The sequence below is a fragment of the uncultured Thiodictyon sp. genome, assembly GCF_903946935.1.
Lineage (GTDB): Bacteria > Pseudomonadota > Gammaproteobacteria > Chromatiales > Chromatiaceae > Thiodictyon.
Map to the genome: position 1 here is coordinate 17,953 of NZ_CAJAXH010000035.1, position 23,671 is coordinate 41,623.

The 23,671-nt window shown below is 64.9% G+C and carries 17 protein-coding genes; 9 read left to right on the forward strand and 8 right to left on the reverse strand.

The window, feature by feature from the left end; all coding sequences use genetic code 11:
• Positions 1 to 25: 25 nt before the first annotated feature.
• Positions 26 to 2,833, reverse strand: coding sequence for a DUF3160 domain-containing protein (locus QZX93_RS03920; RefSeq protein WP_295391903.1), 2,808 nt, complete (start codon positions 2,831 to 2,833; stop codon positions 26 to 28).
• 353 nt (positions 2,834 to 3,186) lie between these two features.
• Here QZX93_RS03920 and QZX93_RS03925 point away from each other — a divergent pair, with 353 nt between their 5' ends.
• Together QZX93_RS03925 and QZX93_RS03930 are read left to right on the forward strand one after the other, a co-directional pair.
• Complete coding sequence (locus tag QZX93_RS03925; protein WP_295391901.1) at positions 3,187 to 4,881, forward strand: 2-isopropylmalate synthase; 1,695 nt, start codon at positions 3,187 to 3,189, stop codon at positions 4,879 to 4,881.
• Between the two features lie 313 nt (positions 4,882 to 5,194).
• Positions 5,195 to 6,400: a polysaccharide deacetylase family protein gene (locus QZX93_RS03930; RefSeq protein ID WP_295391899.1), complete on the forward strand. Its 1,206-nt coding sequence runs from the start codon at positions 5,195 to 5,197 to the stop codon at positions 6,398 to 6,400.
• A gap of 11 nt (positions 6,401 to 6,411) precedes the next feature.
• On the opposite strand, the gene QZX93_RS03935 is transcribed toward QZX93_RS03930, so the two are convergent.
• Complete coding sequence (locus QZX93_RS03935) at positions 6,412 to 6,987, reverse strand: Uma2 family endonuclease (RefSeq protein ID WP_295391897.1); 576 nt, start codon at positions 6,985 to 6,987, stop codon at positions 6,412 to 6,414.
• A 463-nt stretch (positions 6,988 to 7,450) separates the two neighbouring features.
• Between QZX93_RS03935 and QZX93_RS03940 the strand changes: the two genes are divergently transcribed.
• Positions 7,451 to 8,812: a TrpB-like pyridoxal phosphate-dependent enzyme gene (locus QZX93_RS03940; RefSeq protein ID WP_295391896.1), complete on the forward strand. Its 1,362-nt coding sequence runs from the start codon at positions 7,451 to 7,453 to the stop codon at positions 8,810 to 8,812.
• Between the two features lies 1 nt (position 8,813).
• The gene (locus QZX93_RS03945; protein ID WP_295391894.1) at positions 8,814 to 9,809 is read left to right on the forward strand and encodes a LysM peptidoglycan-binding domain-containing protein; all 996 of its coding nucleotides are present in this window, start codon (positions 8,814 to 8,816) and stop codon (positions 9,807 to 9,809) included.
• A gap of 25 nt (positions 9,810 to 9,834) precedes the next feature.
• Here QZX93_RS03945 and cpdA read toward each other — a convergent pair whose 3' ends face one another.
• Positions 9,835 to 10,683, reverse strand: a complete 849-nt coding sequence (gene cpdA, locus QZX93_RS03950; RefSeq protein WP_295391891.1) for a 3',5'-cyclic-AMP phosphodiesterase — start codon at positions 10,681 to 10,683, stop codon at positions 9,835 to 9,837.
• 199 nt (positions 10,684 to 10,882) lie between these two features.
• Here cpdA and QZX93_RS03955 point away from each other — a divergent pair, with 199 nt between their 5' ends.
• Complete coding sequence (locus QZX93_RS03955; RefSeq protein ID WP_295391889.1) at positions 10,883 to 11,302, forward strand: rubrerythrin family protein; 420 nt, start codon at positions 10,883 to 10,885, stop codon at positions 11,300 to 11,302.
• Between the two features lie 111 nt (positions 11,303 to 11,413).
• Here QZX93_RS03955 and QZX93_RS03960 read toward each other — a convergent pair whose 3' ends face one another.
• Both QZX93_RS03960 and QZX93_RS03965 read right to left on the reverse strand, forming a co-directional pair.
• Positions 11,414 to 13,999 (reverse strand): DEAD/DEAH box helicase family protein, encoded by a 2,586-nt coding sequence (locus QZX93_RS03960; RefSeq protein WP_295391887.1) that lies wholly within the window; start codon positions 13,997 to 13,999, stop codon positions 11,414 to 11,416.
• Positions 13,999 to 15,522, reverse strand: coding sequence for a site-specific DNA-methyltransferase (locus QZX93_RS03965; protein ID WP_295391885.1), 1,524 nt, complete (start codon positions 15,520 to 15,522; stop codon positions 13,999 to 14,001). The genes QZX93_RS03960 and QZX93_RS03965 overlap by 1 nt, the downstream gene beginning before the upstream one ends.
• 424 nt (positions 15,523 to 15,946) lie before the next feature.
• Here QZX93_RS03965 and QZX93_RS03970 point away from each other — a divergent pair, with 424 nt between their 5' ends.
• Positions 15,947 to 16,414, forward strand: a complete 468-nt coding sequence (locus tag QZX93_RS03970; RefSeq protein ID WP_295391883.1) for a hypothetical protein — start codon at positions 15,947 to 15,949, stop codon at positions 16,412 to 16,414.
• Positions 16,415 to 17,039: 625 nt separating this feature from the next.
• Here the strand turns inward: QZX93_RS03970 and fabA are convergent.
• From fabA to QZX93_RS03985, 3 genes are all read right to left on the reverse strand, one after another.
• Positions 17,040 to 17,555, reverse strand: a complete 516-nt coding sequence (gene fabA, locus QZX93_RS03975) for a 3-hydroxyacyl-[acyl-carrier-protein] dehydratase FabA (RefSeq protein ID WP_295391881.1) — start codon at positions 17,553 to 17,555, stop codon at positions 17,040 to 17,042.
• A gap of 36 nt (positions 17,556 to 17,591) precedes the next feature.
• On the reverse strand, positions 17,592 to 19,316 hold the full coding sequence (locus tag QZX93_RS03980; protein WP_295391880.1) for a proline--tRNA ligase: 1,725 nt from the start codon (positions 19,314 to 19,316) through the stop codon (positions 17,592 to 17,594).
• Between the two features lie 82 nt (positions 19,317 to 19,398).
• Positions 19,399 to 19,869, reverse strand: coding sequence for a DUF4124 domain-containing protein (locus QZX93_RS03985; RefSeq protein ID WP_295391879.1), 471 nt, complete (start codon positions 19,867 to 19,869; stop codon positions 19,399 to 19,401).
• A 296-nt stretch (positions 19,870 to 20,165) separates the two neighbouring features.
• On the opposite strand from QZX93_RS03985, the gene ilvB reads away from it, so the two are divergent.
• From ilvB to ilvC, 3 genes are all read left to right on the forward strand, one after another.
• Positions 20,166 to 21,899: a biosynthetic-type acetolactate synthase large subunit gene (gene ilvB, locus QZX93_RS03990; RefSeq protein ID WP_366759667.1), complete on the forward strand. Its 1,734-nt coding sequence runs from the start codon at positions 20,166 to 20,168 to the stop codon at positions 21,897 to 21,899.
• 1 nt (position 21,900) lies between these two features.
• Entirely contained in the window at positions 21,901 to 22,392 is a 492-nt protein-coding gene (gene ilvN / locus QZX93_RS03995) for an acetolactate synthase small subunit (RefSeq protein ID WP_295391877.1), read from the forward strand.
• A gap of 249 nt (positions 22,393 to 22,641) precedes the next feature.
• A complete protein-coding gene (gene ilvC, locus QZX93_RS04000) occupies positions 22,642 to 23,658 on the forward strand; it encodes a ketol-acid reductoisomerase (protein ID WP_295391876.1) in 1,017 nt (338 codons plus the stop codon).
• Positions 23,659 to 23,671 lie beyond the last annotated feature (13 nt).

Below are 23,671 nucleotides of genomic sequence, written 5' to 3' on the forward strand. Positions count from 1 at the left end.
CGCTCGGGAGCCATGGCGGTTGTGGTCAGAACGGGTCCTCCTCGGGCAGGCCTTGCCGTGACACGAAGGGGGCGATCCAGGCCGGATGGGCCTGGCTCCCGAGCATCTCCCGCCAGGCGGCGTCATCCAAGAGCTGCGGCGAGGCAAACTCATAGAACGAATAGACGCCCCCCTTGACCAGTTGCCGGCGTCCATAGAATGGCACCAACCGATCCCACTCCATGGGGCGGCCCACCGCGGCCATCAGGTAGGGACCGTCGCCCGCCACGTCGGCGATCTTGGGCATGGGGTCCGGGTTCGACAGTGCCAGTTCCTTGTTGGCCAGGCTCTTGAACACCAGGAAATGGTGCTCGGCGACCCTGGCCACATGATAAATCGCCTCGTAGTCCGCGCTGCTCAGTGCCTCGCCGCGTCCTTGTCGTTCGGCGATGTCCTTGAATCGCCTGGCCTCGTCCGCGCTGCCGCGCAGCCGCACGGACACCGCCTGGCGCACGGGCTCCAGGTCGCCCAACTCCTCGGTGGCCATCTCGCCGCGCAGAATGCCCTGGTTGTCGTCCACCAGAGCGACGAGCGCATCAAACAGTGCGGCGATGGCCTCGAAGGTACGGGGGTCCGGCTCCACCGCGCCGCGTGGCGGGCTGAATACGATGTTCTCGAAACCGGACTCGCCGGCCTCGGCGGTGATCCGCTCGTTGACCAGCACGGTGGCGTGGCGCAGCGTCGCCCAGGAGGCCAGGCCGGTCTGTAGCCGCTTGGCCTGCCATAAGGCCCCATCGCCCTGGCCGGGTGCCTTCAGGTCCCCCGCCCATTGCATCGCCAGTGCGTCGATCCAGCGGTTGTAGAGGTCGCCGCGCGTCCCCGCGGTCCGGCGTTGCGCCAGTTCCCCGAGGACCGCTCGTAGCGGCGGATAGCGGTCGAGGTCGTCCCGCAGCAGGCTGGCCGCCAAGGGGCTGCCCAGGACCGCGGCGATGTCGAGCGCCGAGGGGAGCATGCGCGGACCCGTGGGGCCGGCGATCTGCTCCGCCGGCGGCCACTGGGGGTGAAAGACAGTTGAGAGCAGTATCTCGTTGTCGAACCCCCAGGAGAGCGGGAACAGCGCCGCATCATCGGTCGGATGCCGGGCGTAGGCGGGCAGGGCGTTGCCGCCACCCCAGACCAGCGGGGCGCGCGAGGGTGCGATGAAGGCGCGGTAGGGCGCTATCCAGCGCGCTGCCTGCTCGCTCACCGCTGGCGGCAGGCCCCGCAGGTCTGCCACGGGGGTGCCCGTAGGCGCGAGCTTGGTGAGATAGGTGAAGGCCTTGAAATAGGTCTGGAACTCCGGGTCCGCGCCATAGTGTCCGCGCGGTAGGAGTTCGCCGTAATTGAGCCGCACCCCCAGGGCCGGCGACAGCTCCTCCCCTTGGGCGCGCCGGATCAGGGCGACCTCTGCGTCCGCTGCTTTGGGGTCGCGCAGCGCGGCGAGCGTGGCGAAGACCCGCGCCCAGGGCGAGGTTGAGCCCGCGCCCCGGTAATAGCGGTCGGCCGCGGTCACCAGGTCCCAGAAGGCGGGGATCGTCTGGTGCCGCTCGGTGCTGATGAAGAGCCCTTCATAGGCGGCCGCCAGCAGTTCCCAAAAGATGTCGGTCGTGACCAGATAGGGACGCGCCGGGGTCGGCGCACCCCAGTCGTCCATGGAATAGGACTCTGTTTCATAGAGGCTGTAGACCTGATCCAGGTCCAGGTCGCGCAACAGCCCGCCGCGTTGCTCGATCAGTTCGCGATCCGGCGCCGCCTGGGCAAATAGCCAGGCGTTGGTCACGTCCGCCAGCGGGACGGCGATCGGGCAATAGACCAGGCGGGAGCCCGCCTCCGTGCGCTCGACCCCGACCAGGCCGCGACCGTCCGGGACCGAGGAGGGCGTGCCGGCGAAGCGATGCCCCGCGCACTGGGCGGTCCTGGTCCGCCCCCGGTCGAGGATGACCGTTACCCCATCGGTCCCGGGCCGCCACTGGATCAGCCCCAGCCCGTTGGGCGTCGGGGTGACTGAGCCCCCCTGCAAGGTATCCTCGAAGAGGACCCGGGCGCTGGCCCAGTGGTCCCCGGCATAGTTGGCCACGCGGAAGCGATGCCCCTGGTCTTCCCACAACAGTAGATGGCCGCCGGGGTGGAAGGCCAGCGGCAGGGCCCAATTGGCCGTGATCTCGCTGGGTGGGCCGTCGGTGTCCGGTACGCGCGCGAGGCCGCTTTTGGGTCCGAGCACCTGATAGCCGCGCCGTCCGTCCTCGGTGATTGAGCGGATCGCATAGCGCCCGTCCGCCCCCTTGAGCCCGAAGAACAGGCGATAGGCCAGGACCGGGTTGCCGGCCTTGTCGCGCCCGGTCTCGAAGGGGCGGGGACCGACCAGCAGGCGCCGAATCTCGCGCGGCGAGCGATAGACGATCTCCATCTGGCGGTGTTTCGGGTCGGCCGCGATCCGGGCGATGACCTGTTCGTCGCCTTGGGTACCGGCCAGAAAGAGGTGTTCCCCGCGCGGGTGCCAGGCCAGTGCCCGGGCTTTGAGGCCGGCGGGGAGCGCCCAGTCGGCGACCGGCCGGGTCCCGTCCAGGGTCCAGAGTCGCAGGACCAGCCCGGCGTCAGCTCGCCGTACCAGGACGGCGACCGTGGCGCCCGCCGGCGAGACATCGGTGTCGATCGCCGTCTCACCCGCGCCCAGGGCCAGGTTGGTCTCGGCCGTGGGTGAAGGGCTGACCGTGAGCGGTGGGGGATCGAAGCGATCCGCCGCCGCTGCGCCCGCCCCGGCGAGCAGGGCGAGTACGGCGAGTACGCCCAGGGTCAGGAAGTGCCGATGTTTCATCATAAGGCTCCCAAGGATTTAAGCCGAAATCCGGTCATTGCTCACGCCAAGGCGCCAAGCTCGCCAAGCAATACGAAAAGGGCCGGCCCGGCATCCAGACGATGCGCCGCGTGGGCTCCCCAGCAGCGATCAGCGACTGAGAAACCTTGGCGGGCTTGGCGCCTTGGCGTGACAACGATGAATCTTACGGCGAAACCGGGGGCGCGCAAGGCATCGGTTAGCGCTCAATGGGGTCGTCGCTGGAAAATTAGCAGGAAGTTGCGCGACTGATCGGCTTGGCGACCGAAATGGCAATCCACTGGCGTGCCTTTCGGCGTAACCTTTGCCTCGTCAGCCAACCAAGCGAGCAGCCCATGATCCCCTTCGACCACCGCAAATATCGTCCAGGTCCGGTGTTGGCCATGCCGCAGCGGCAGTGGCCAGACCGTACCATCCTCAAGGCGCCCGTGTGGGCCAGCGTGGATCTCCGCGACGGCAATCAGGCCCTGTTGGAGCCGATGGGGCCGGCGCAGAAGCGGCGCTTGTGGCAGCTCCTGGTGCGCTTGGGACTCAAAGAGATCGAGGTCGGTTTCCCGGCCGCCAGCGAGCCGGACTATGCCTTTGTGCGCTGGCTCATTGAGGAAGACCAGATCCCGGCGGATGTGACCATCCAGGTCCTGGTGCAGGCGCGCGAGGAGCTGATCCGGCGGACCTTCGAGTCGCTCGTCGGGGCGCCGCGGGCGATTGTCCACCTCTACAACTCCACCTCCCCGGTGCAGCGGGACTGGGTGTTCGGGAGCGACCGGGCGGGCGTGAAGGCGATTGCCGTGCAGGGCGCCCGCTGGGTGCGTGAGGCCGCCGGCCGGTATCCGGACACGCACTGGTCATTCCAGTATTCGCCAGAGAGCTTCACCAACACGGAGCCGGACTATGCGTTGGAGGTCTGTGAGGCGGTAATGGCGGTGTGGGAGCCGACCCCCGCGCACCCCTGTATCATCAACCTGCCGGCGACCGTGGAGGTGGCGAGCCCCAACCGCTTTGCCGACCAGGTGGAGTGGTTTGCGACCCATGTGAGTCGGCGCGACGCGCTGATCCTCTCGGTCCATACCCACAACGACCGGGGCGGGGCGGTGGCGGCGGCCGAGTTGGCACTGCTCGCTGGGGCGGACCGGGTGGAGGGGACCCTGCTCGGCAACGGCGAGCGCACCGGGAATATGGACCTGGTGACGCTTGCGATGAACCTCTATAGCCAGGGGATCGACCCGGGGCTCGATCTCAGCCACCCGGACGAGATCCTGGCGGTGGTGGCCGACTGTACCGGGATCGCGACCCACCCCCGACACCCCTGGGTGGGCGAACTGGTCTATACCGCCTTCTCCGGCAGTCACCAGGACGCGATCCGCAAGTCGCTCAAGCGGCAGACGGCGGACGCCCCCTGGCAGGTGGCCTATCTGCCGATCGACCCGCGGGACCTCGGTCGGTCCTACCAGGAGGTGGTGCGGGTCAACAGCCAGTCCGGCAAGGGCGGGGTGGCCTTCGTGATGGAGCGGGAGTATGGTCTGAACCTGCCCCGCTGGCTCCAGGTTGAACTGGCCCAGTTGGTGCAGCGCGAGAGCGAGCGCAGCGGCGGCGAGGTCGATGGGGTGGGGATCGAGCGTCTGTTTCGGGAGCATTTTGTGCGCGAGGACGGGCCGCGTCGGCTCTTGAGCTATCGGTTGATCCGTAACCGGCACGACCAGATCGAGGTGCGGATCGGCGACCCCACGGGCGATTACACGCTGCGCGGGGACGGCCAGGGGGCGATTGCCGCCTTTGTCGATGCCTGGATCGGCCGGGCGGGTCAGGCCATTCAGGTGCTGGACTACCAGGAGCACGCCATCGGTGCCGGGACCGATGCCGAGGCCGCGGCCTATGTGCTGCTCAACCTGGACGGCGCACGGGTGGCCGGGGCGGCCATCGACCGGGATGTGGTCGGGGCCTCGCTCAAGGCGGTCCTGGCCGCCCTGAACCGGGCGGTGCCGGTGGCCGCGGTGGACGCGCCGGCGCTGGATGAGGCCGTTGCGGCCTAGCACACCGCGGGCGTGTCCGTTCATCCTAGAAGAGTATTTCGCCGCCAATGAACGCAAGAGAACGCAAATAAATATAATGGGTTATCCGCTGTTCGCTGAGGTGGGCAGTGTGCCCGGCGGGCGCGCCGAGCTTGCTCGAGGCAAACCAATAGGCCACTTATTTATTTTGCGTTTCTTTGTGTTCATTTGCGGCTTAACTGCTCTTCTTGGATCCGACCTGCTCGCCCTCGCGTTCGACCCAGACCAGGGCGGGACCGCACGCGCGTCGCTGCCCTGGTCCAACACCCCACCAGGTGCGCAGCGGGTCGTCGACGTGCCCCAATTCGTTTCTATTACCTCCGACGACAACTTCGGCGACGAGGCGGTGTATCGCCCGGTGGGCGGTATGCAGGGCTATCTCGACCTGCTGGCGGACTGGAAGAATCCGGTGGATACGAAGGGCCGGATGCCATTCGATGCAACGCCCGTGCGGGGTACCTTCTTCTTGACGACCCGATATATGGATGCCCAGTGGAAGCCATCCAACGATCTGCCCGTCTGGCGCGCGGGATTTGCCGCTGGACATGAGATGGCCAATCACACCTATGCCCATTACAATGGCGGGTCCTGGGTGCTCGGCATGGAGTTGAACTCGGCCAATACCTCAGGCCTCCCCGGCGAGGAGGAGAATTGTTGCGGCGCTCGCGATTGGTCGATTGGGCAGTGGACCACCGAGATCAAGAAGGCCAACGACATGCTGTTGGGTCAGGCTGGCGTCGGTGCGACTCAAGCGGACATCGGCGGATTTCGCGCCCCGTTGCTTGGGTATAACGACGCGGCCTTGAGCTCGCTCTCCAGGCTCGCCTATCGGTACGATTCGAGCATACCCAACTGCTTCGGTAAAGGCGATGACGGCAGCCAGTGCTCCTGGCCCTATACTCTGGATGAGGGTAGTCGGGATGCAGATGCCATGACGAAAGCGTTCGGGTGGGCGCCGGTGGGTGCGCACCCAGGGCTTTGGGAAGTGGGGCCGACGACCTTTTTCGTCCCCGCTGACGCGCTCGCGACTCGGTACGCATTCCGGGCCGGGCTGGGTCGGCGTATTGCGAGCGCCATGCGCCACAACGCGGTTGTCGGCGCTAACGCTCGCCCGCTGACCGGTCGCTTCAGCTATCCCACGGTGTTCGATCCAACCACCGGTGCCTTCTCCGGGCTCGACTACGGCTTGCTGATCGACGCCGGGGTGACACCCGCTGAGATGCTCGCGATCCTGAAATATACGCTCGATCGACACCTGGCCGGCAACCGGGCGCCATTCATCCTCTGCACTCACTCATTCCTCTATGCCTTCGGCCGGGTCCCCAACGCCGCGGGCGAGATCGAAAACTCAGACACCCCGACCCTGGCTATCCGCGACGCTCGTTGGGCCGCGTTGGCGGCCTTCATGCGCTACGCCCACGCCCAGCCCGCGGTGCGGATGGTCCCGGTGAGGGCGGTCGTGTCCTACATGACGCATTATGCGATTAGCCGTCCGCAATAGCTGATCGGCTCTCAGGGGTTTACCAGCACGCGCTCATACATATCGCCCAAGCGTAGCCGACACTCCAGCGCGGCCAGGTCGATGCTCTCGTCGATCTCCCGATATTCGGTCAGCAGCCAGCGGTTATTGGACTCACGGACGTAGTGCTCTACCCGGCATTCGCTTTGTGCGACCAGCAGATAATGGCGCAATGATGCCACGGTACGATAGTGTCGGAACTTGGCGCCGCGATCATATTGCTCAGTCGAGTCGGATAGCACCTCGATGATGACTACCGGGTTGAGCAGGGTGTCGACTGCGGCGTCCTCGAATTGTGGCTCGCCGCAGACGGCTGCGATATCCGGATAGGTATACATGCCGGTCTTGCTGACCTTGACCCGCATGTCGTTGTTATAAACTTCGCAGGGTTTGCCGCGCATTTGGGTATGCAGACTGGCAGCGATATTGAGGCACACTAAATTGTGTTCCCGGCTCGCCCCGGTCATGGCATAGATCTCGCCATCGAAATATTCGTGGCGGGTTTCCTGTTGGCGTTCCCAGACCAGATAGTCCTTGGGTGTCAGGTGTGGTTTCGGCTGTGTGTTCATGCATGCACCCTGGAAGCGGAGATGGGCGATTGTATGCCTCGCACCGGGGATTGGGTAACCTGTCTCGCGCACACGCTAAGGCTGGTGCTGTTGGCTCCGGTTCGCCGACTGGCCGGCAGCGCCAACAGAACCTCGCCGCAACGCCGGGCGTGTGCCTAGTGTCGGCCGCCGGGGCACGAGGCGCGCAGCGCCTGACACATGCGTGCCACCGCTGGAGCGGTGGCGCGAGCACCGGGGGGCGCGGCCGAAATGCTGATCAAGGCCGCAATGCACCGCTTGGTCCGCCTTCGCCGTAAACAATGCGCGCGCGAAACCCTCTCCTAGAGGCGCGACCCCACCCCCACCACCGACCGTCCAGGCTGCCAGTAAAGCGCGCGCGCAAGGAACCTGGCAAACTGCACAGTTCCGAGGAGCCGCCGGCACCCGCCCCGACTTCTGCACCCACCGACGAGGCCCGAGATCCATGAGTGACACGGTCAAGTACCTGCTCGACGAAGCGCATCTGCCCAAACAGTGGTACAACATCAACGCGGACCTGCCGGTCCCGCTGGACCCGGTGCTGCACCCCGGCACCCAGCAGCCGATCACGGCGGACGAGTTGGGGGTGATCTTCCCGCGGGCGGTGATCGAGCAGGAGATGAGCACGGAGCGCGAGATCGATATCCCGGAACCGGTGCGCGAGGTCTATCGTCAGTGGCGCCCTTCGCCACTGTTCCGCGCCCGTCGACTGGAAAAGGCCCTGAACACCCCGGCCAAGATCTATTACAAGTACGAAGGGGTTAGCCCCGCCGGCAGCCACAAGCCCAACACGGCGATCCCTCAGGCCTTTTACAACAAGATCGAGGGTGTCAAGCGCATCGCTACCGAGACCGGCGCCGGTCAGTGGGGTTCCTCGCTGGCGCTCGCCGGGTCCTTCTTTGGGCTTGAGATCGTCGTCTACATGGTCAAGGTGAGCTATAACCAGAAGCCCTACCGGCGCGCCTTCATGGAGACCTTCGGCGCCCAGTGCATTGCAAGCCCCTCGGACACGACCGCCTCCGGCCGCGCCATCCTGGCCGAGCACCCGGACAGCACCGGCAGCCTGGGGATCGCGATCAGCGAGGCGGTAGAAGTCGCCGCCCAGCGCGACGACACCAAGTATGCACTGGGTAGCGTGCTGAACCACGTCCTGCTGCACCAGACGGTGACCGGGATCGAGGCCATGCAGCAGATGGAGATGGCCGGCGACCATCCGGACATGGTGATCGGCTGCACCGGCGGGGGCAGCAACTTTGCGGGCCTGGCCTTCCCCTATCTGGGCAAGCAACTGCGCGAGGGGGGCAACATGCAGTTCATCGCGGTGGAGCCCTCTGCCTGCCCGACCCTCACCAAGGGGCTGTTCGCCTACGACTTCGGCGACACCGCCCACCTGACCCCCCTATGCAAGATGTTTACGCTGGGCTCCAGCTTCGTGCCCCCGGGCTTCCACGCCGGCGGGCTGCGCTATCACGGTATGGCCCCGCAGGTCAGCCACCTGGCCAAGCTGGGTTATATCTCGCCTCGCTCCTACAACCAGTTGGAGTGCTTTGCGGCCGGCATCCAGTTCGCCAAGGCGGAGGGGATCATCCCGGCCCCCGAGTCAAACCACGCCATACGTGCGGCGATCGACGAGGCCATCAAGTGCCGGGAGACCGGGGAGGCCAAGACGATCCTGTTCATGCTGTCCGGTCATGGCGACTTCGACATGCAGGCCTACACCGACTATCTGGGCGGCAAGCTCAAGGACTTGGTCTACGCCGAGTCGGAGGTGGCCATGGCCCTGGCCGGATTGCCAGTGGTCGGCTGAGATGGGACAGACCCGCGGTGGACAGGGGCCGGCACCCAGGCCGGGCGGTTGCGGTGCCTCGGGGCGCTGGTGTGCCTTGATCCTGCTCGCCGTCGGCATGCTGCCGCTCCCGCTGGGGCAAGGCGCGCGGGCGGATGAGCCTGCGGTAGCGGGTGCGGCCCGGCCGACCCTATCGTCGGAGCAGGTGCGAGGGCCGCGCGATCCGGCGCCCCGGGTGGAGGCGCTCAACGAGCGTATCCATGGCCTGGAAGGCAAGCTGTTGGAGTCCGCGGCGGCGCGCAAGGCGGCGGATCAGGCGCGCATGGAGGCGGAGCGGCGGCTGGCGGAGGCCGTCCAAGAGAGCGACCTGTTGCGTGAGGCCAAGACCGCCCTGGAGACCCGTCTGAAAGATGCCGAGGAGCAACTCGCCGGGGCCGAGGAGCAGATTCGCCGTCTCGGCGCCGAGACCGCGGCCCAGGCCCAGCGCGGCGCGGCCCTGGAGGGCCAACTCGAAGAGCTCAAGGGCGACCGGCAGCGGCTGGAGGAGGGTTATCAGGGGCGTCTGCATGAGGCGGAGCTGTCCCAGGCGGACCTGAGCGCCGAACTGGCCGCGAGCAAGACGGCGCGGGAGGCGCTCGCGGACCAGCTAAAGGCCCTGGGCGCGCTGGTCCCGGCGCCCGCTGGCGGTGCCCTGACGCTAGAGGCGGCCCAGGCCCAGTCGGCCGCCGCGGCGGCCGCCCTGCGCGAGGCGCTCGCCCGGGTCGAGGCCGGCGGCACTAGCCAGGCGCGGGAGGCGCTGCGGGAGGCCGAGCAGCGGCTACACCGCAACCAATTCGCCGCCGCCCAGATGGCCGATGCGCGCGGTCTTTACCAGGTTCGGCCCGCCGACACCCTGGTCCTGATCGCCCGCCATTTCTATGGGGATGGTTCGCGTTGGCGAGCGATCAGGGAGGCCAATCGCGATGTCCTCGCCGACGCCAACCGATTGATACCCGGGCTGACACTCGTGATCCCCTAAACCTGACGCGTCGCGGGTGGCCGGCTCAATAGCCGCTCGCATCTAGTGACAGTGGCTCGGGGTAGGCCGGCAGGCGCACCACCCGGGTCGTCAGTTGGCCGTCGGGATGCAAGCACAGTTCCCGATAGCCGGGGGGGCGGTCGTCCAGGGCGAATCCCTGGCTGCCGGGTCGGAACTGGAAACAGGTGGAGGGGGTGCCGAGGATCTGATAGTGCCCTTGATGCTGTGCAAACGCTTGGTGGATATGACCAAAAATTAGTGACTTGAGTTGCGGGTGACGGTCGCAGACGGCCAGCAATTGGGCGCCATTGGCGAGCCCCATGGTGTCCAGCCAGGCGCTGCCGATCGGGACCGGATGTTGATGGAGGAAAATCAGGCAATGGCGATCGGGGTCGCGCTCCAGCAGGGTGTCCAGGTGATGGACCTGACGCGCGGTGAGTCGTCCGCCGTCCTCACCCGGCAGGGTCGAGTCGAGGAAGATCAGGTGCCAGCCGTCGATGCGATTGTCGGCGACCGGCCCCATCGCTGCCGCCCCCAGCCACTGCTCCATCAGCGCCCGGCGGTCGTGGTTGCCGGGAATGCAGAAGCAGGGCAGGCCGGTGGCCTCCAACTCCCGGGCTAGATAGGCATAGCCCTCGGCCGTCTCGTCTTGGACCAGGTCGCCGGTCATCACCACTGCGTCGGCGGGCGTGTCCCCGTCCAAGGCCAGGGCCAGCACGGACTCGAAGGTGCGTCTGGTATTGAGTCCCAGCAGCCGGCCCGCGGCGTCGGCAAACAGATGCGAGTCGGTGAGCTGGATCAGTCGCAGGGGACGCGGCGGCGACTGGGTCTCGGGGATACCCGGGTCTGGCTGGGATGCTACTGCATGTTGCATGGTAGTGTCGGCGTTTGAAATAAGGGTCTCCTGTCAGGAGTCTTGTAGCAAGGCGGCGCCATGCCCGTACGGCATCCGATCACAGTTCAGCCATGGGGCCGGTTCCTGAGGCGTTGGGAAATTCGCTGCGCGCCACCATGTTCGCCGCGCAGGTGCGCACAACCCCATCCAACCGCCTCATCCAACCGAGGAGACCGCTATGGAACTGAAGGGCAGCAAGACCGAGACCCATCTCAAAGAGGCCTTTGCGGGCGAGTCCCAGGCCAATCGCCGTTATCTGTATTTCGCCGCCAAGGCCGACGTGGAAGGCTACAACGACGTGGCGGCCGTGTTTCGCTCCACCGCCGAGGGCGAGACCGGCCACGCCCACGGCCATCTGGAATATCTGGAGGCGGTCGGCGACCCCGCCACCGGGCTGCCGATCGGCCCCACTGCGGCCAATCTCAAGGCCGCCATCGCCGGTGAGACCCACGAGTATACCGACATGTATCCCGGCATGGCCAAGTCCGCCCGGGCCGAGGGTTTTGAGGAGATCGCCGACTGGTTCGAGACCCTGGCCAAGGCGGAGCGCTCACACGCCAACCGCTTTCAGAAGGCGCTGGACCATCTCGAGACCTGATCCGCGGGGCGCGTAGCCGCGTTGCGTGGCGCGAACCGAAGGGGCGCTGGGCGCCCCTTTTTTTTATGACATTGGCAAGCCGGTCATGAATCAGCCTTGAAGCCTAGGCGTTCAGCGCCGCCCCCGCAGCCCATCCTCAATCTGTTGAGGGATGCTGCGGCCTCTGGCCGTCTGCGCCGAGTCGCCGATCCACAGGAAGAGTCCCTGCCCCTGCATGGCCCGTTCCCAGGCCAGGCCGATCTGCCGTTTGGCGTGTTCGTGAGGCTCCAGGTGGCTCCCCTTATATTCCAAGACCAACCGGCGGTTGTCGCCCAGGCAGGCCACGAAGTCGGGATAAAACCAGTCCCCTTGCTCGGTGGGGCAGGGCAGGCGGAAGGCTTGCGGGGGTCGGTCGGGATTGCGCAGCCATACCGCGATCTCGGGGTGACTGTCGAGCGCATCCGCCACCTCCATCTCCGGCCCGTTCAGCGCGTCGACGACCGGATACAGATGCCGTTTGAAGACCCGCCCCTGCACCGGCTTGGTCGGCGCATAGTCGGTTTGTGCGGTGAACGCGATGAAGACCTCGGGGACACAGACGAGCGGCGAAGGCCGCGCGCTCTCCTGTAACGCGAACAGGTCGTCCATCCCCTGCCGCGCTGCCCGCAGGGCGCATTGGTCCAGGCAGTGTTTCAACTGCGCCTGTAAGCGATATTTGTGGACTGTCAACGCGGCCAGTCCATGGGCCTCTTCCAGGCGGTCAATCCAGCCGGCAAGATAGGCGATCATGTCCGCCTCGGTGGTATCGTTGCGCCGACATTCCCGGGCCAGCCAATGAATCAACCAATCGCGGTCCCATTGTGCGCTGAGTCCGGGTTGTTGGAAAACGCTGCCGGTCCCGGTATGGATCTGCAAATGGCCGGCGGCATCGGCGTCGATTTCTTTGGTCGTGGCCCGTTGCTGCGGCTCCCACTGGCAGTCGTGGGACGGACAGTCGCGCGCCGAAAATCGCCCGTGCTGGCGGATCTCCTCGGCCGTCGCCTCGCCCAAGAGCAGATCGCCCTGGCGCCAGGCCAACAGCGGTAAGGTCAGAGACTCGCCCCGTTCGGCCGGACAGCGTAAGGTCAATGCCTCGCGGTAGGCATCGCGCACCGGCTGACGCTGATTGGCGGGCAGCCGTTCGCACAGCCGTTCGATGGCCGCCGGGGTGGTGTCGGGGCCGATGCGCAAGGTCGTCCGATCCGGGCGTTGATCCTCCACGGCGATTCCGAGTAAAGCATCGCCAGGCACCCCGGACAAGGCGGGCGGGGGGCCGGCCAGGATGACTGTGGTACCGCGCCGCTGTGCCACCAAGTCATCCTCAAAGGGCAGGGGCGTTTGGATCGCCTCGGCGGCCTGAGGACGATCGAAGCCCAGCGTCACCAAGGCATCGCGTAATTGGTTGGCGGTTTCGCGAAAACTGGCTTGGGCGACATGGGCATAGGCGCGGTTGAGGGCGTCGAAGCGGCTCGTCTGGGCAGCGGGCATGCGCAGCACGCGCCCCAGCAGTTGCTCGATATCCTTGGACGAGCGGATATTGGCCACCGAGCAGAGCACATAGGCCCAGGCACAGTCCCAGCCCTCCTTGAGCGCCTGCACCGTGATGATATGGCGGATCGGACAGTCGGCCCGAAACAGGTCCTGCCCATCGATCCCGCGCTCGGTGCCGGTGGCGATGGCGATCTGTGCCTCGGGGATGTTTTCATTCTCCATCAGATTGGCGCGGATGATCGCGGGGGTTACCACGCCATCCTTGCGCTCGGCCTGATAGAGGACGATCGGACGAATGCCGCGCCCGTCCTGACGGGCCAGGTCCTCCAGTGCGGCACGCTCGCGCACCGCGCCCGCCACCGTGGCCTGCCAATCGCCCCCATACTCGGTGACCACCACCGGCAGCTTGATCATATTGCCGTCGCGCAACTCGCGCGCTGAGACCCGCACCAGCACATTGCTGCCGCTCTTGGGGTCGAGTGCCGGGGTGGCGGTCAATTCCAGGATAAAGGCCGGGGCGAAGCGCTTGAGCGTATCGAACGAGAGCGGCGTGCGGGCATTGTGCGCCTCATCCACCACCACCAGCGGGGGCCAGGCGCGGCATAGGTTGACGAAGGAGGCCAGGACCTTCCCATCTTGATCCCGGTCCATGCCGGGCAGGTCCGGCAGGCGCTCGAAGGCGGGGTCCAGGTCCTCATGCCCATCATAGACCTTGCGCGTGTCGGTCTTGTCCACCCGCAGTGCCTGGGTGGTACTGACCACGATCAAGGCCTTCTGCCTCAGGTCTTGGGGCCGGATGCCGGTTGCCCCTTCCAGGTTCAGCACCTGCACCCGCTCGATGCCGAATTGCGCGTTGAGCTGTTCGCGATAGGGGTGTTGCGGATCGCGCAGTTTGGCGGCGGTCTGATCCAGGATCGCCTTGCTCGGCACCAGCCACAGGGTCAAGGGATAATCCTGCCCCGCGAAGCGGCGCAAGAGGGGAATCGCATCCGCGGCCAACAGCGTCTTGCCCCCGCCGGTCGGCAGGCGCAGACAGCAATAGGGTATGGCGCCAAAGCCTTGATCGCGGTAGGGCGGCTCATGCGGGGCGAGTTCGGCGAAGGCGCGGGCCGGGCCGATCTGCGCGGCCAATTCGGCAAAGTCGGCCAGGGCCTTCAGGGCAATCTTCTGATAATCCTTGCGGTCCATTAGGCGTTCGCCTGATAGGGCAGTTGGCGGAAGCGCAGATCGAGCGCGGCCAGCTTGGACTCGTGGAGCCGGCAGGCCTCGCCGAAGACCACGCGCGGGCCGTCATGGGGGGCCAGGCAATCCAGCAGCACCGCCGTCAGCACGTTGCCCCCTGCGGGCCGGCGGTCGCCCAGAATCCCATTGAACAACAGATAATAGGCCGTGCCTTGATGGACCCCGAGCAGGGGCGTCGCGGGCGCCTCGGCCAACGGCCGCCGGGTCTCCCGATACCAGACCCAACGGGCCAGATCGGCAAAGCCAACCCCCGGCCGGATGCTGCCGTGGCCGTCGAACACCGGCTCACCCAGGCGGCAGAAGCGGAAACCGCCGCCGCCCTGCCAGTTGACGTCCTTGCTGATACCGCCCTGCTCCCCGGCGATGACCTTGCGCAGCCGCGCGGCGCAATGGGTTTCGGCGTGCTCGCCCAGCTCGATGCCGATCCAGCGGCGGCCCATTTTGTGGGCGACGGCGGCGGTGGTGCCGGAGCCTAAGAAGCTGTCGAGAACGAGATCATTTGGGTTGGTGGCAATATGAATAATTCTATTCAATAATCCTTCAGGTTTAGGCGTTGAAAAAGGAGTGTCACCGGGAAATAAACTTACAATTTCCAATTTCGCTTGAGCATTAGTTCCCACATCTTGATAAGACCAAAAAGAAGATGGCACTAAGCCAGCCTGGACTTCCGACAAGAATTTCTTTACACGCGGAACATTAGCGCCATCAATGCCAAACCAGATACGCCGATCTTCGACCATCTCATTGAATCGGGGCTCGGTATAAAGCCAACAACGGCCGGCTGGTGGATCAACCGTTCGGCCAGACGGGGTAGTTACAGTGAAAAATTGCGCCTGCCTGCGACCCTTTTCTGCTTTCGCGTGGGCGGGCAGCGATGCCCAAACGCCGCGAAAATCATTGTCCGGATTGGTAAAGCGTTCTAACTGACTCGTCGAGGCGGGAAGAGCATTACGCACTTCTTTCCATAGATCGCGTTTTTTGGCAAATAGCAGGATATGATCATGAACTGCGGAAAAGTCCGTTCTGTTTTCTCGTGTTGGTGTTTTCTGCCAGAATACGTTGGCCACAAAATTTCTACGTCCAAACACCTCATCCATTATGACCTTCAAATAATGCCCCTCATTGTCATCGATCGTCACCCAGATCGATCCATCCTCGCTCAACAGTTCGCGCAACAGTTCGAGCCGTGGATACATCATCGACAACCAGATGGAATGCTCCCGGTTGTCGTCATAATGCTCGAAGGCGGAGCGGGTGTTGTAAGGCGGATCGATGAAGATGCACTTCACTCGCCCGGCATAGACCGGCAAGAGGCTCTTGAGCGCGTCCAGGTTGTCGCCCTGGATCAGCAGGTTCTCAGTCTGCGAGTCGCCGTCGCTCAAGTCCGGCACCGCCACCAGTGGGCGGTAGGGAACGTCGCGGATGGCCACCACGGCGGCGTCTTTTCCTGTCCAGTGCAGAGCGGGCATAAGGGGCGGGCTTCATGTCGAAAGGGGGATTAGGATGCGGGACGCGGGCCAGCCTGTAAAGGTCCATGTCGGGTCGTTTGGCCATGCGGCGGGGCGATGGCCGTTTGAGGTCGCGTCGCGGCTAACGGCCATGGAAGGGGGGCCTGCCACCCCTGACCATGAAAGTCTTTCAGGCTAACGGGGCGCTCCTGCGCCCTCTTGTGGTTTTCGCGTGAAACCTACTTCACAGACATCGGCTTACGGCGACTTTCACGGTAAAGCCGCTCCCACAGGGGCACGCCGTCGCTTTCACGGCAAAACCTCTACGTTTGGTTGTGGAATCCCCTGCGAAGACGCGGATCTGCCCTTGACATTTCTTTAGGATCGACTACTTTGATAGTCAGCGGCGGGGGTGTTTCACCAGCGGATAGGCGGGAGAATCATCATGTCACTGAGCCATATCGATACCGTCTTGACCGACGAGCAACGCAACAAGGTCAAGGCAGCCTTGGCGACCGTGTCCGAGGAGCTGAACTTCCTGGTCGACCTGAACCCCAAGGAGCGCGCCGAACGTCCGAAGTTCGGCGAAAAAAATCGCTCCTTCGTCGCCAAGGCCGTCGCCATCGCCGAGGCCAATCCGGAAATCTTGCCGGGCGGTTTCAACATCGCGGAATTGCGTAACGATGTCCAGATGGTCGAAGCGCTTTATCCGATCCTGCATACCATCCGCGACCTGCTGGGCAAGGTCGAGGATACCTATTTCGCCGCGGGCAGCGGGGCCTATGCCGACGCCTTGCTGATCTATCAGTATGCCAAGCTGCGCAATATCGCCACCGGCGCCCTGGAGGACAGCCTCGGCGACTTGGGCCGCCGCTTCGCCCGCAAGAGTCGTAAGGTGGCTGCCGCGGCTTGAGGCAGACGCCTTGGGCTAAGTAGGCCGAGTACCCGCCGCGCCTGGAATGCCGGCCTCGCGCCCATCGGCGACCGCTGCGCTCGATGGGGCGGCCGGCCCTGGAAACCCAAAGATGGATGCCGTAGAGGGATCGTTCCGTTCGCGGCACAGAGCCGCCGATCTGCGGCATACACCGTTCGATTCGCATGATAGAGCCGCCGATTGGCGGCATCGAGCCTTCGATCCGCGGCATCGACCCTTCGATTGCCAGCATGGAACCGCCGATCTCCGGCACCGATCCTTCGATCCTCAGCATAGAACCGCCGATGTCCGGCATCGATCCTTCGATCTCCAACATGGAACCGCCGATGTCCGGCATCGATCCTTCGATCCGCCGCATAGAACCGCCGGTGTCCGGCGTCAATCGTCTTCTGGCTCCCGCGCGGCCTCGATCAAGATTCCGGCCACTTGGGTTCGCCCGGTGCGTAGTCAGGCCATTTTGTCCTGACACCGTCAGGGCTGGACGCCCTGACTACGCACGCCGCTGGCCGGGATTCTGATCGAGGTCTCCCGCCCCTACGCGCGGGTTTCAAACCCGCCCCTACAACAGCATGTTTTTTTCTTGACCGGGAGGTCAAGAAAAAAACTAAAAACCCTCGGTGGAGGTGAACAGCCCCACCCGCAGGTCCTTGGCGGTATAGATGGTCCGCCCGTCGACCTGGACCACGCCGTCGCCGATGCCCAACACCAGCTTGCGGCTGATGACCCGCTTCATGTCGATGTGATAACTGACCTTGGACGCGGTGGGCAGGACTTGCCCAGTGAACTTGACATCGCCGACGCCTAAGGCGCGGCCATGGCCCGGATTGCCGACCCAGGCGAGATAGAAGCCGACCAGTTGCCAGAGTGCGTCGAGCCCCAGACAGCCGGGCATGACCGGGTCGCCGGGAAAGTGACACTGGAAGAACCACAGTCCCGGGTTGATATCGAGTTCCGCGAGGATCTCGCCCTTCATATTGGCGCCGCCGTGATTCGCGATCCGGACCACCCGGTCCATCATCAGCATATTGGGGACCGGCAGTTGGGCATTGCCCGGGCCGAACATCTCACCGTGACCGCAGGCCAGGAGTTGATCGCGATCGAAAGAGGCTTCTTTAGGCATGGAGGAGGTCTGGAGTTCCTGTTGAATCGTGAAATATCAGGCCGCGGGCCGGAGCCGCTCGCTCAGAAAGGCGACGATCTCCGCGAGCGGGATCAATTGCATGTCGGCATCGCGCCGACCCTTGTATTCGACCATGCCGTCATCTAGGCCCTTGTCGCCGACCACCACCCGGTGCGGGATGCCGATCAGCTCCATGTCGGCAAACATGAACCCGGGGCGGGCGTCGCGGTCGTCAAGCAGGACCTCGATCCCGGCCGCCTGCAGGTCTGCGTAGAGCTGCTCGGTGGCCTCGCGCACCCGGTAGGACTTGCCGAGCTTCATCGGCAGCAGGGCGACGGTGAAGGGGGCGATGGGGGCGGGCCAGCAGATGCCGCGCTCGTCATGGTTCTGCTCAATGGCGGCGGCCACCACGCGGGAGACGCCGATGCCGTAGCAGCCCATGGTCATGGTGAGCGCACGGCCGTCCTCGCCCAGGACCGTCGCCTTCATGGCCGCGCTGTATTTGCGCCCGAGCTGGAAGATGTGACCGACCTCGATGCCGCGGGCGATGCTCAATGTTCCCGCTCCGGTGGGGCTTAAGTCGCCTTCCACCACGTTGCGGATGTCAGCGACGGCGGGCAGGGGTAGGTCGCGACCCCAGTTGAGGCCGAACCAATGCTTGCCGTCCGCGTTGGCGCCGACGGTGAAGTCGGCGGCGACGGCCACCGCGCGGTCGGCGATGCAGGGAAGCGTAAGCCCCTGGGGGCCCAGCGAACCCGGCCCGGCGCCGATGGCGGCACGGATCTCGCCCTCACTCGCCATGCGTAGTGGCACGGCCACCTCGGGGAGCTTGGCGGCCTTGACCGCATTGAGTTCATGGTCGCCGCGCACCAGGAGCGCCACCAATCCACCCGGGACGCCCTCGGCGGCGGCCACTACCAGGGTCTTGACGGTGCGCTCGCTGTGTACGCCGAACTGTTCGACCAGGTCGGCGATGGTGTGGGCGTTGGGGGTGTCCACCAGCCGTGCCTCCTCGGTCGGTGCTGGTGCCTGCGCGGTGGGGGCGAGCGCCTCGGCCAACTCCACGTTGGCGGCATAGTCGCCGTCGGACGAGAAGGCAATGGCGTCCTCGCCGGACGAGGCCAGTACATGGAACTCGTGCGAGGCATTGCCGCCGATGCTGCCGGTGTCGGCCTGGACCGGGCGGAAGTCGAGCCCGCAGCGGGTGAAGATGCGCGAGTAGGCCGCATGCATCTGCGCGTAGGTCGCGGCCAGCGACTCATCGTCCGCGTGGAAGGAGTAGGCGTCCTTCATCAGGAACTCGCGGGCGCGCATGACGCCGAAGCGGGGCCGGATCTCGTCGCGGAACTTGGTCTGGATCTGGTAGAGGTTGATCGGCAACTGCTTGTAGCTCTTGAGCTCGTTGCGCGCCAACTCGGTGATGATCTCCTCGTGCGTGGGGCCGAAGCAGAACTCGCGCTGGTGGCGGTCCTTGAAGCGCAGCAGCTCCGGGCCATACTGCTCCCAGCGCCCGGATTCTTGCCACAACTCTGCGGGTTGCACCGCCGGCATCAGGACTTCGAGGGCGCCGGCGCGGTCCATTTCCTCGCGCACGATGCGCTCGACCTTGCGCAGGACCCGCAGGCCGAGCGGCAACCAGGTGTAGAGGCCAGCCGCGAGCTTGCGGATCAGGCCCGCGCGCAGCATGAGTTGGTGACTGATGACCTCGGCGTCGGCCGGGGTCTCCTTGATGGTCTGGAGTGGAAACTGCGAGGTGCGCATGGGGCCGGGGTGCCGAGATAAAAGGGCGCTAGTCTATGGCCCGCGACGCCCGGACACAAATCCGGCGACGGCGGGTGCCGGTCTACTTGCAGTTCGCCTCGATTTGCTGCTGCGCCTGCGCCTTGAGTTTGGCGAGTTCGTCCGGCGCCAGGACGCCGATCTTGCCGTCGGCGGTCCGGATCGGCTCGTTGCCATGCTTGTCCAAGGTTTCCAAGTTTTTGCGTGCCGCCGCACAATTGGCCTGGCGGGTCTGCTCGGCGGTGCGGGTCTGCTGCTCCTGCCGATCGGCAGCCGCTGCCGCCTGGTCAGTGGCCGGCTCGACCGTCGGCGGCGCCCGGTCCAGCTTGATCGTCTTGGCGGTCGTCCCCGGGGGCGGGCGCTGCGAGTAGACCGTGGTGCCGGTCTCGTCCACCCAGCGGTACAGTTGTGCCCCGGCCAGATAGGGCGGGGCGGCCAGGCAGGTGCAAGCCGCCAGCGTGTAGGCCAGGGTCCGGGCGCGGCGGTTGGGTCGGGGCCGCCCCGCGGTGTCAGTGGGTTGGGATCGCGCAATCATGGCGCCAATTATGACCCCCGGGGGGGACGATGGGAACGCCCGACGTTGATATCCGCCAACATGGGCGGGTCGGCGACCGACGCCCGGACGGCGGTCTGCTGCCGGGTGTTGACCCTGGATGCACCTCTCCTGTAACTTGAACCCCTTTTGAACCAGCTCTCTTACTGCTTCGCCAGTCTGCGGCCCCGGCCACTGCGGTCACCGGCCCGTCCCCATCCGCGGGCACGGGTCGATCCGCTCGGCGGCGCGGCGCGACTGGTCTTAACTGGAGGTCGCCTAAGGTGGAACCGAACGCGGTGCAGCTCAGCGGTGCCGAGATCCTCGTACAAGCGTTGATCGACGAGGGGGTCCAATATGTCTTTGGATATCCCGGCGGGTCGGTCCTGCACATCTACGATGCCCTGTTCAAGCAGGATCAAGTCAAACATATCCTGGTTCGGCACGAACAGGGTGCCACCCATGCCGCCGACGGCTATGCCCGGGCGACCGGCAAGTGCGGTGTCTGTCTGGTGACCTCCGGGCCCGGCGCGACCAATGCCGTGACCGGGATCGCCACCGCCTATATGGACTCGATTCCGCTGGTGTGTATCACCGGCCAGGTGCCGACCCCGGTGATCGGCAGCGATGCCTTCCAGGAGGTCGACACCGTCGGCATCACCCGTCCCTGCGTCAAGCACAACTTCCTGGTCAAGGACGTGCGTCACTTGGCGACGACCCTGCGCAAGGCGTTCTATATCGCCACCACCGGGCGCCCGGGGCCGGTGGTGGTGGACATCCCCAAGGATGTGACCGACCCGAACATCAAGATCCCCTACGCGTACCCGCGCGACCTGCGGATGCGCTCCTACCATCCCACGGAGAAGGGGCACTTGGGGCAGATCAAGAAGGCGCTCGAGCTGATGCTCCAGGCCAAGCGCCCGATCCTCTACACCGGGGGCGGCGTGGTCATGGGCGAGGGGTCCGCGCAGTTGACCGAACTGGTGCGCCTGTCCGGCTTCCCCATTACCAGCACGCTGATGGGGCTGGGGGCCTATCCCATGACCGACCCTCAGTTTCTGGGGATGCTCGGGATGCACGGGACCTATGAGGCCAACATGGCCATGCACGAGACCGATGTGCTGATCGCCATCGGCGCCCGCTTCGATGATCGGGTGACCGGTAAGATCGAGCAATTCTGTCCCCATGCCAAGGTCGTCCACATCGACGTCGACCCGTCCTCGATCTCCAAGAACGTGCGGGTGGACGTGCCGGTCGTGGGCCAGGTGGCGAGCGTTCTGACCGAACTGTTGCGCCTGTGGAAGGAGCAGGCCCCAGCGCCGACCGGCACCACGCGGCCGCTCGCGGATTGGTGGGAGAAGATCGACGCCTGGCGGCGCGTGGACTGCCTGAGTTACGACCGCACGAGCGCTAAGATCAAGCCCCAGTTTGCGGTCGAGACGCTCTATCAGGTCACGGGCGGCGACCTCTATCTGACCTCCGATGTGGGTCAGCACCAGATGTTTGCCGCCCAGTTTTATCCCTTCGACAAGCCGCGGCGCTGGATCAATTCGGGCGGCCTGGGCACCATGGGCTTCGGTCTGCCGGCCGCCATGGGGGTGCAGATCGCCTTTCCCGAGGCGGCGGTGGCCTGTATCTCAGGCGATGCCAGTATTCTGATGTGTATTCAGGAGATGGCGACCTGCAAGCAATACAATCTGCCGATCAAGGTCATCCTGCTGAACAATGGCTATATGGGCATGGTGCGGCAGTGGCAGGAGTTCTTCTACGGCAGCCGCTATTCCCATTCCTATGTCGACGCACTGCCTGACTTTGTGAAGCTGGCGGAGAGCTTCGGTCATGTCGGGATGCGGGTCGAGCGCCCCGGCGACCTGGCGGCCGCCATGCAGGAGGCGTTTGCCATGAAGGACCGTTTTGTATTCCTCGATGTGGTCGTCGACCCCACCGAGAATGTCTATCCGATGATCGCGGCAGGCAAGGGGCATCACGAGATGCATCTGGCGCCCAGTCTGTCCGAGAGGGAGTTGGCCTGAGATGAGACACATCATTGCCGTATTGCTGGAGAATGAGGCCGGCGCACTCTCGCGGGTGGCTGGATTGTTCTCGGCCCGCGGGTACAATATCGAGTCGCTGACCGTCGCGCCGACGGATGACCCGACCCTCTCGCGCATGACCCTGGTCACCACAGGGAATGAGGAGATCGTCGAGCAGATCAAGAAGCAGCTCAATAAGCTGATCGATACGGTCAAGCTACTGGATCTCACCGAGGGACCGCACATCGAGCGTGAGATGATGATGATCAAGGTTCGCGCCGAGGGGGAGAACCGCGAGGAACTCAAGCGCTTGACTGAAATCTTCCGCGCCAAGATCATCGACGTGACCGATGTGAGCTATGTCGTCGAACTCACCGGCGCCTCGAAGAAGCTGGACGCCTTCATCGACGCCGTGCCCCAGGGTCTGATCGTCGAGGTGGTCCGCTCCGGCCCCACCGGCATCGCCCGCGGCGAAAAGGGCCTGACCCTTTAATTTGTTCAGTCCGCAAATGAACGCGAATGAACGCAAATGAATTTGAGTGGTAAGTTCGTGGCAGCGTTGCAGGCGCTGGCCGCGTTGGCAACGAACCGGCCGTGATGCTGTACCGGCGGGCCGGCGCGAATCGCAGGGTATCGCTGAACCTTGTGTCTGGTGCAGGTTTTCCAGTCTTTTTCATTGGCGTTTATTTGCGTTTATTGGCGGACAAAATTCTTCACTTCACTTTAGGCAGCGCAAACGACTATGAACGTCTATTATGACAAAGATGCCGACCTCTCCCTGATCCAGGGCAAGCAGGTCGCCATCATCGGCTATGGCTCTCAGGGCCATGCCCATGCCAATAACCTCAAGGAGTCCGGCGTCTCGGTGACCGTCGGTCTGCGCCCGGGGTCGGCGTCCGCCGCCAAGGCGACCAATGCCGGTCTGGCGGTCAAGTCGATCGAGGAGGCGGTGGCCGCGGCGGACGTGGTCATGCTGCTGGCCCCGGACGAGCACCAGGCGCGGATCTACCGCGAAGATATCGCCCCGCACATCAAGCAGGGTGCCGCGCTCGCCTTTGCCCACGGCTTCAATATCCATTTCGGTCAGATCGAGCCGCGTGCCGATCTGGACGTCATCATGATTGCACCCAAGGGTCCGGGGCATCTGGTGCGTTCCACCTATACCCAGGGCGGCGGTGTGCCGTCACTCATCGCCGTCTTCCAGGACGCCTCCGGCCAGGCCCGTGAGGTTGCACTGGGCTATGCCAGCGCGAATGGCGGCGGGCGTGCCGGCATCATCGAGACCAGTTTCCGCGAGGAATGCGAGACCGATCTGTTCGGTGAGCAGGCGGTGCTGTGCGGTGGCGTGACCTCGTTGATCAAGGCCGGTTTCGAGACCCTGGTCGAGGCCGGCTATGCCCCCGAGATGGCCTATTTCGAGTGCCTGCACGAGGTCAAGTTGATCGTCGACCTCATCTACGAGGGCGGCATCGCCAACATGCGCTACTCGATCTCCAATACCGCCGAGTATGGCGATTTCACCCGCGGCCCGCGCGTCATCACCGATGACACCAAGGCCGAGATGAAGCGCATCCTCACCGAGATCCAGACCGGTGAATTTGCCAAGGAATTCATCTTGGAGAACCAGGCTGGTGCGCCCAAGATGAAGGCCCTGCGCCGTCTGGGTGGCGAGCATGAGATTGAGATCGTCGGTGAGCGGCTGCGCGAAATGATGCCCTGGATCAAGGCCAAGAAGTTGGTCGACAAGACCAAGAACTGATCCGTTTCCCGCC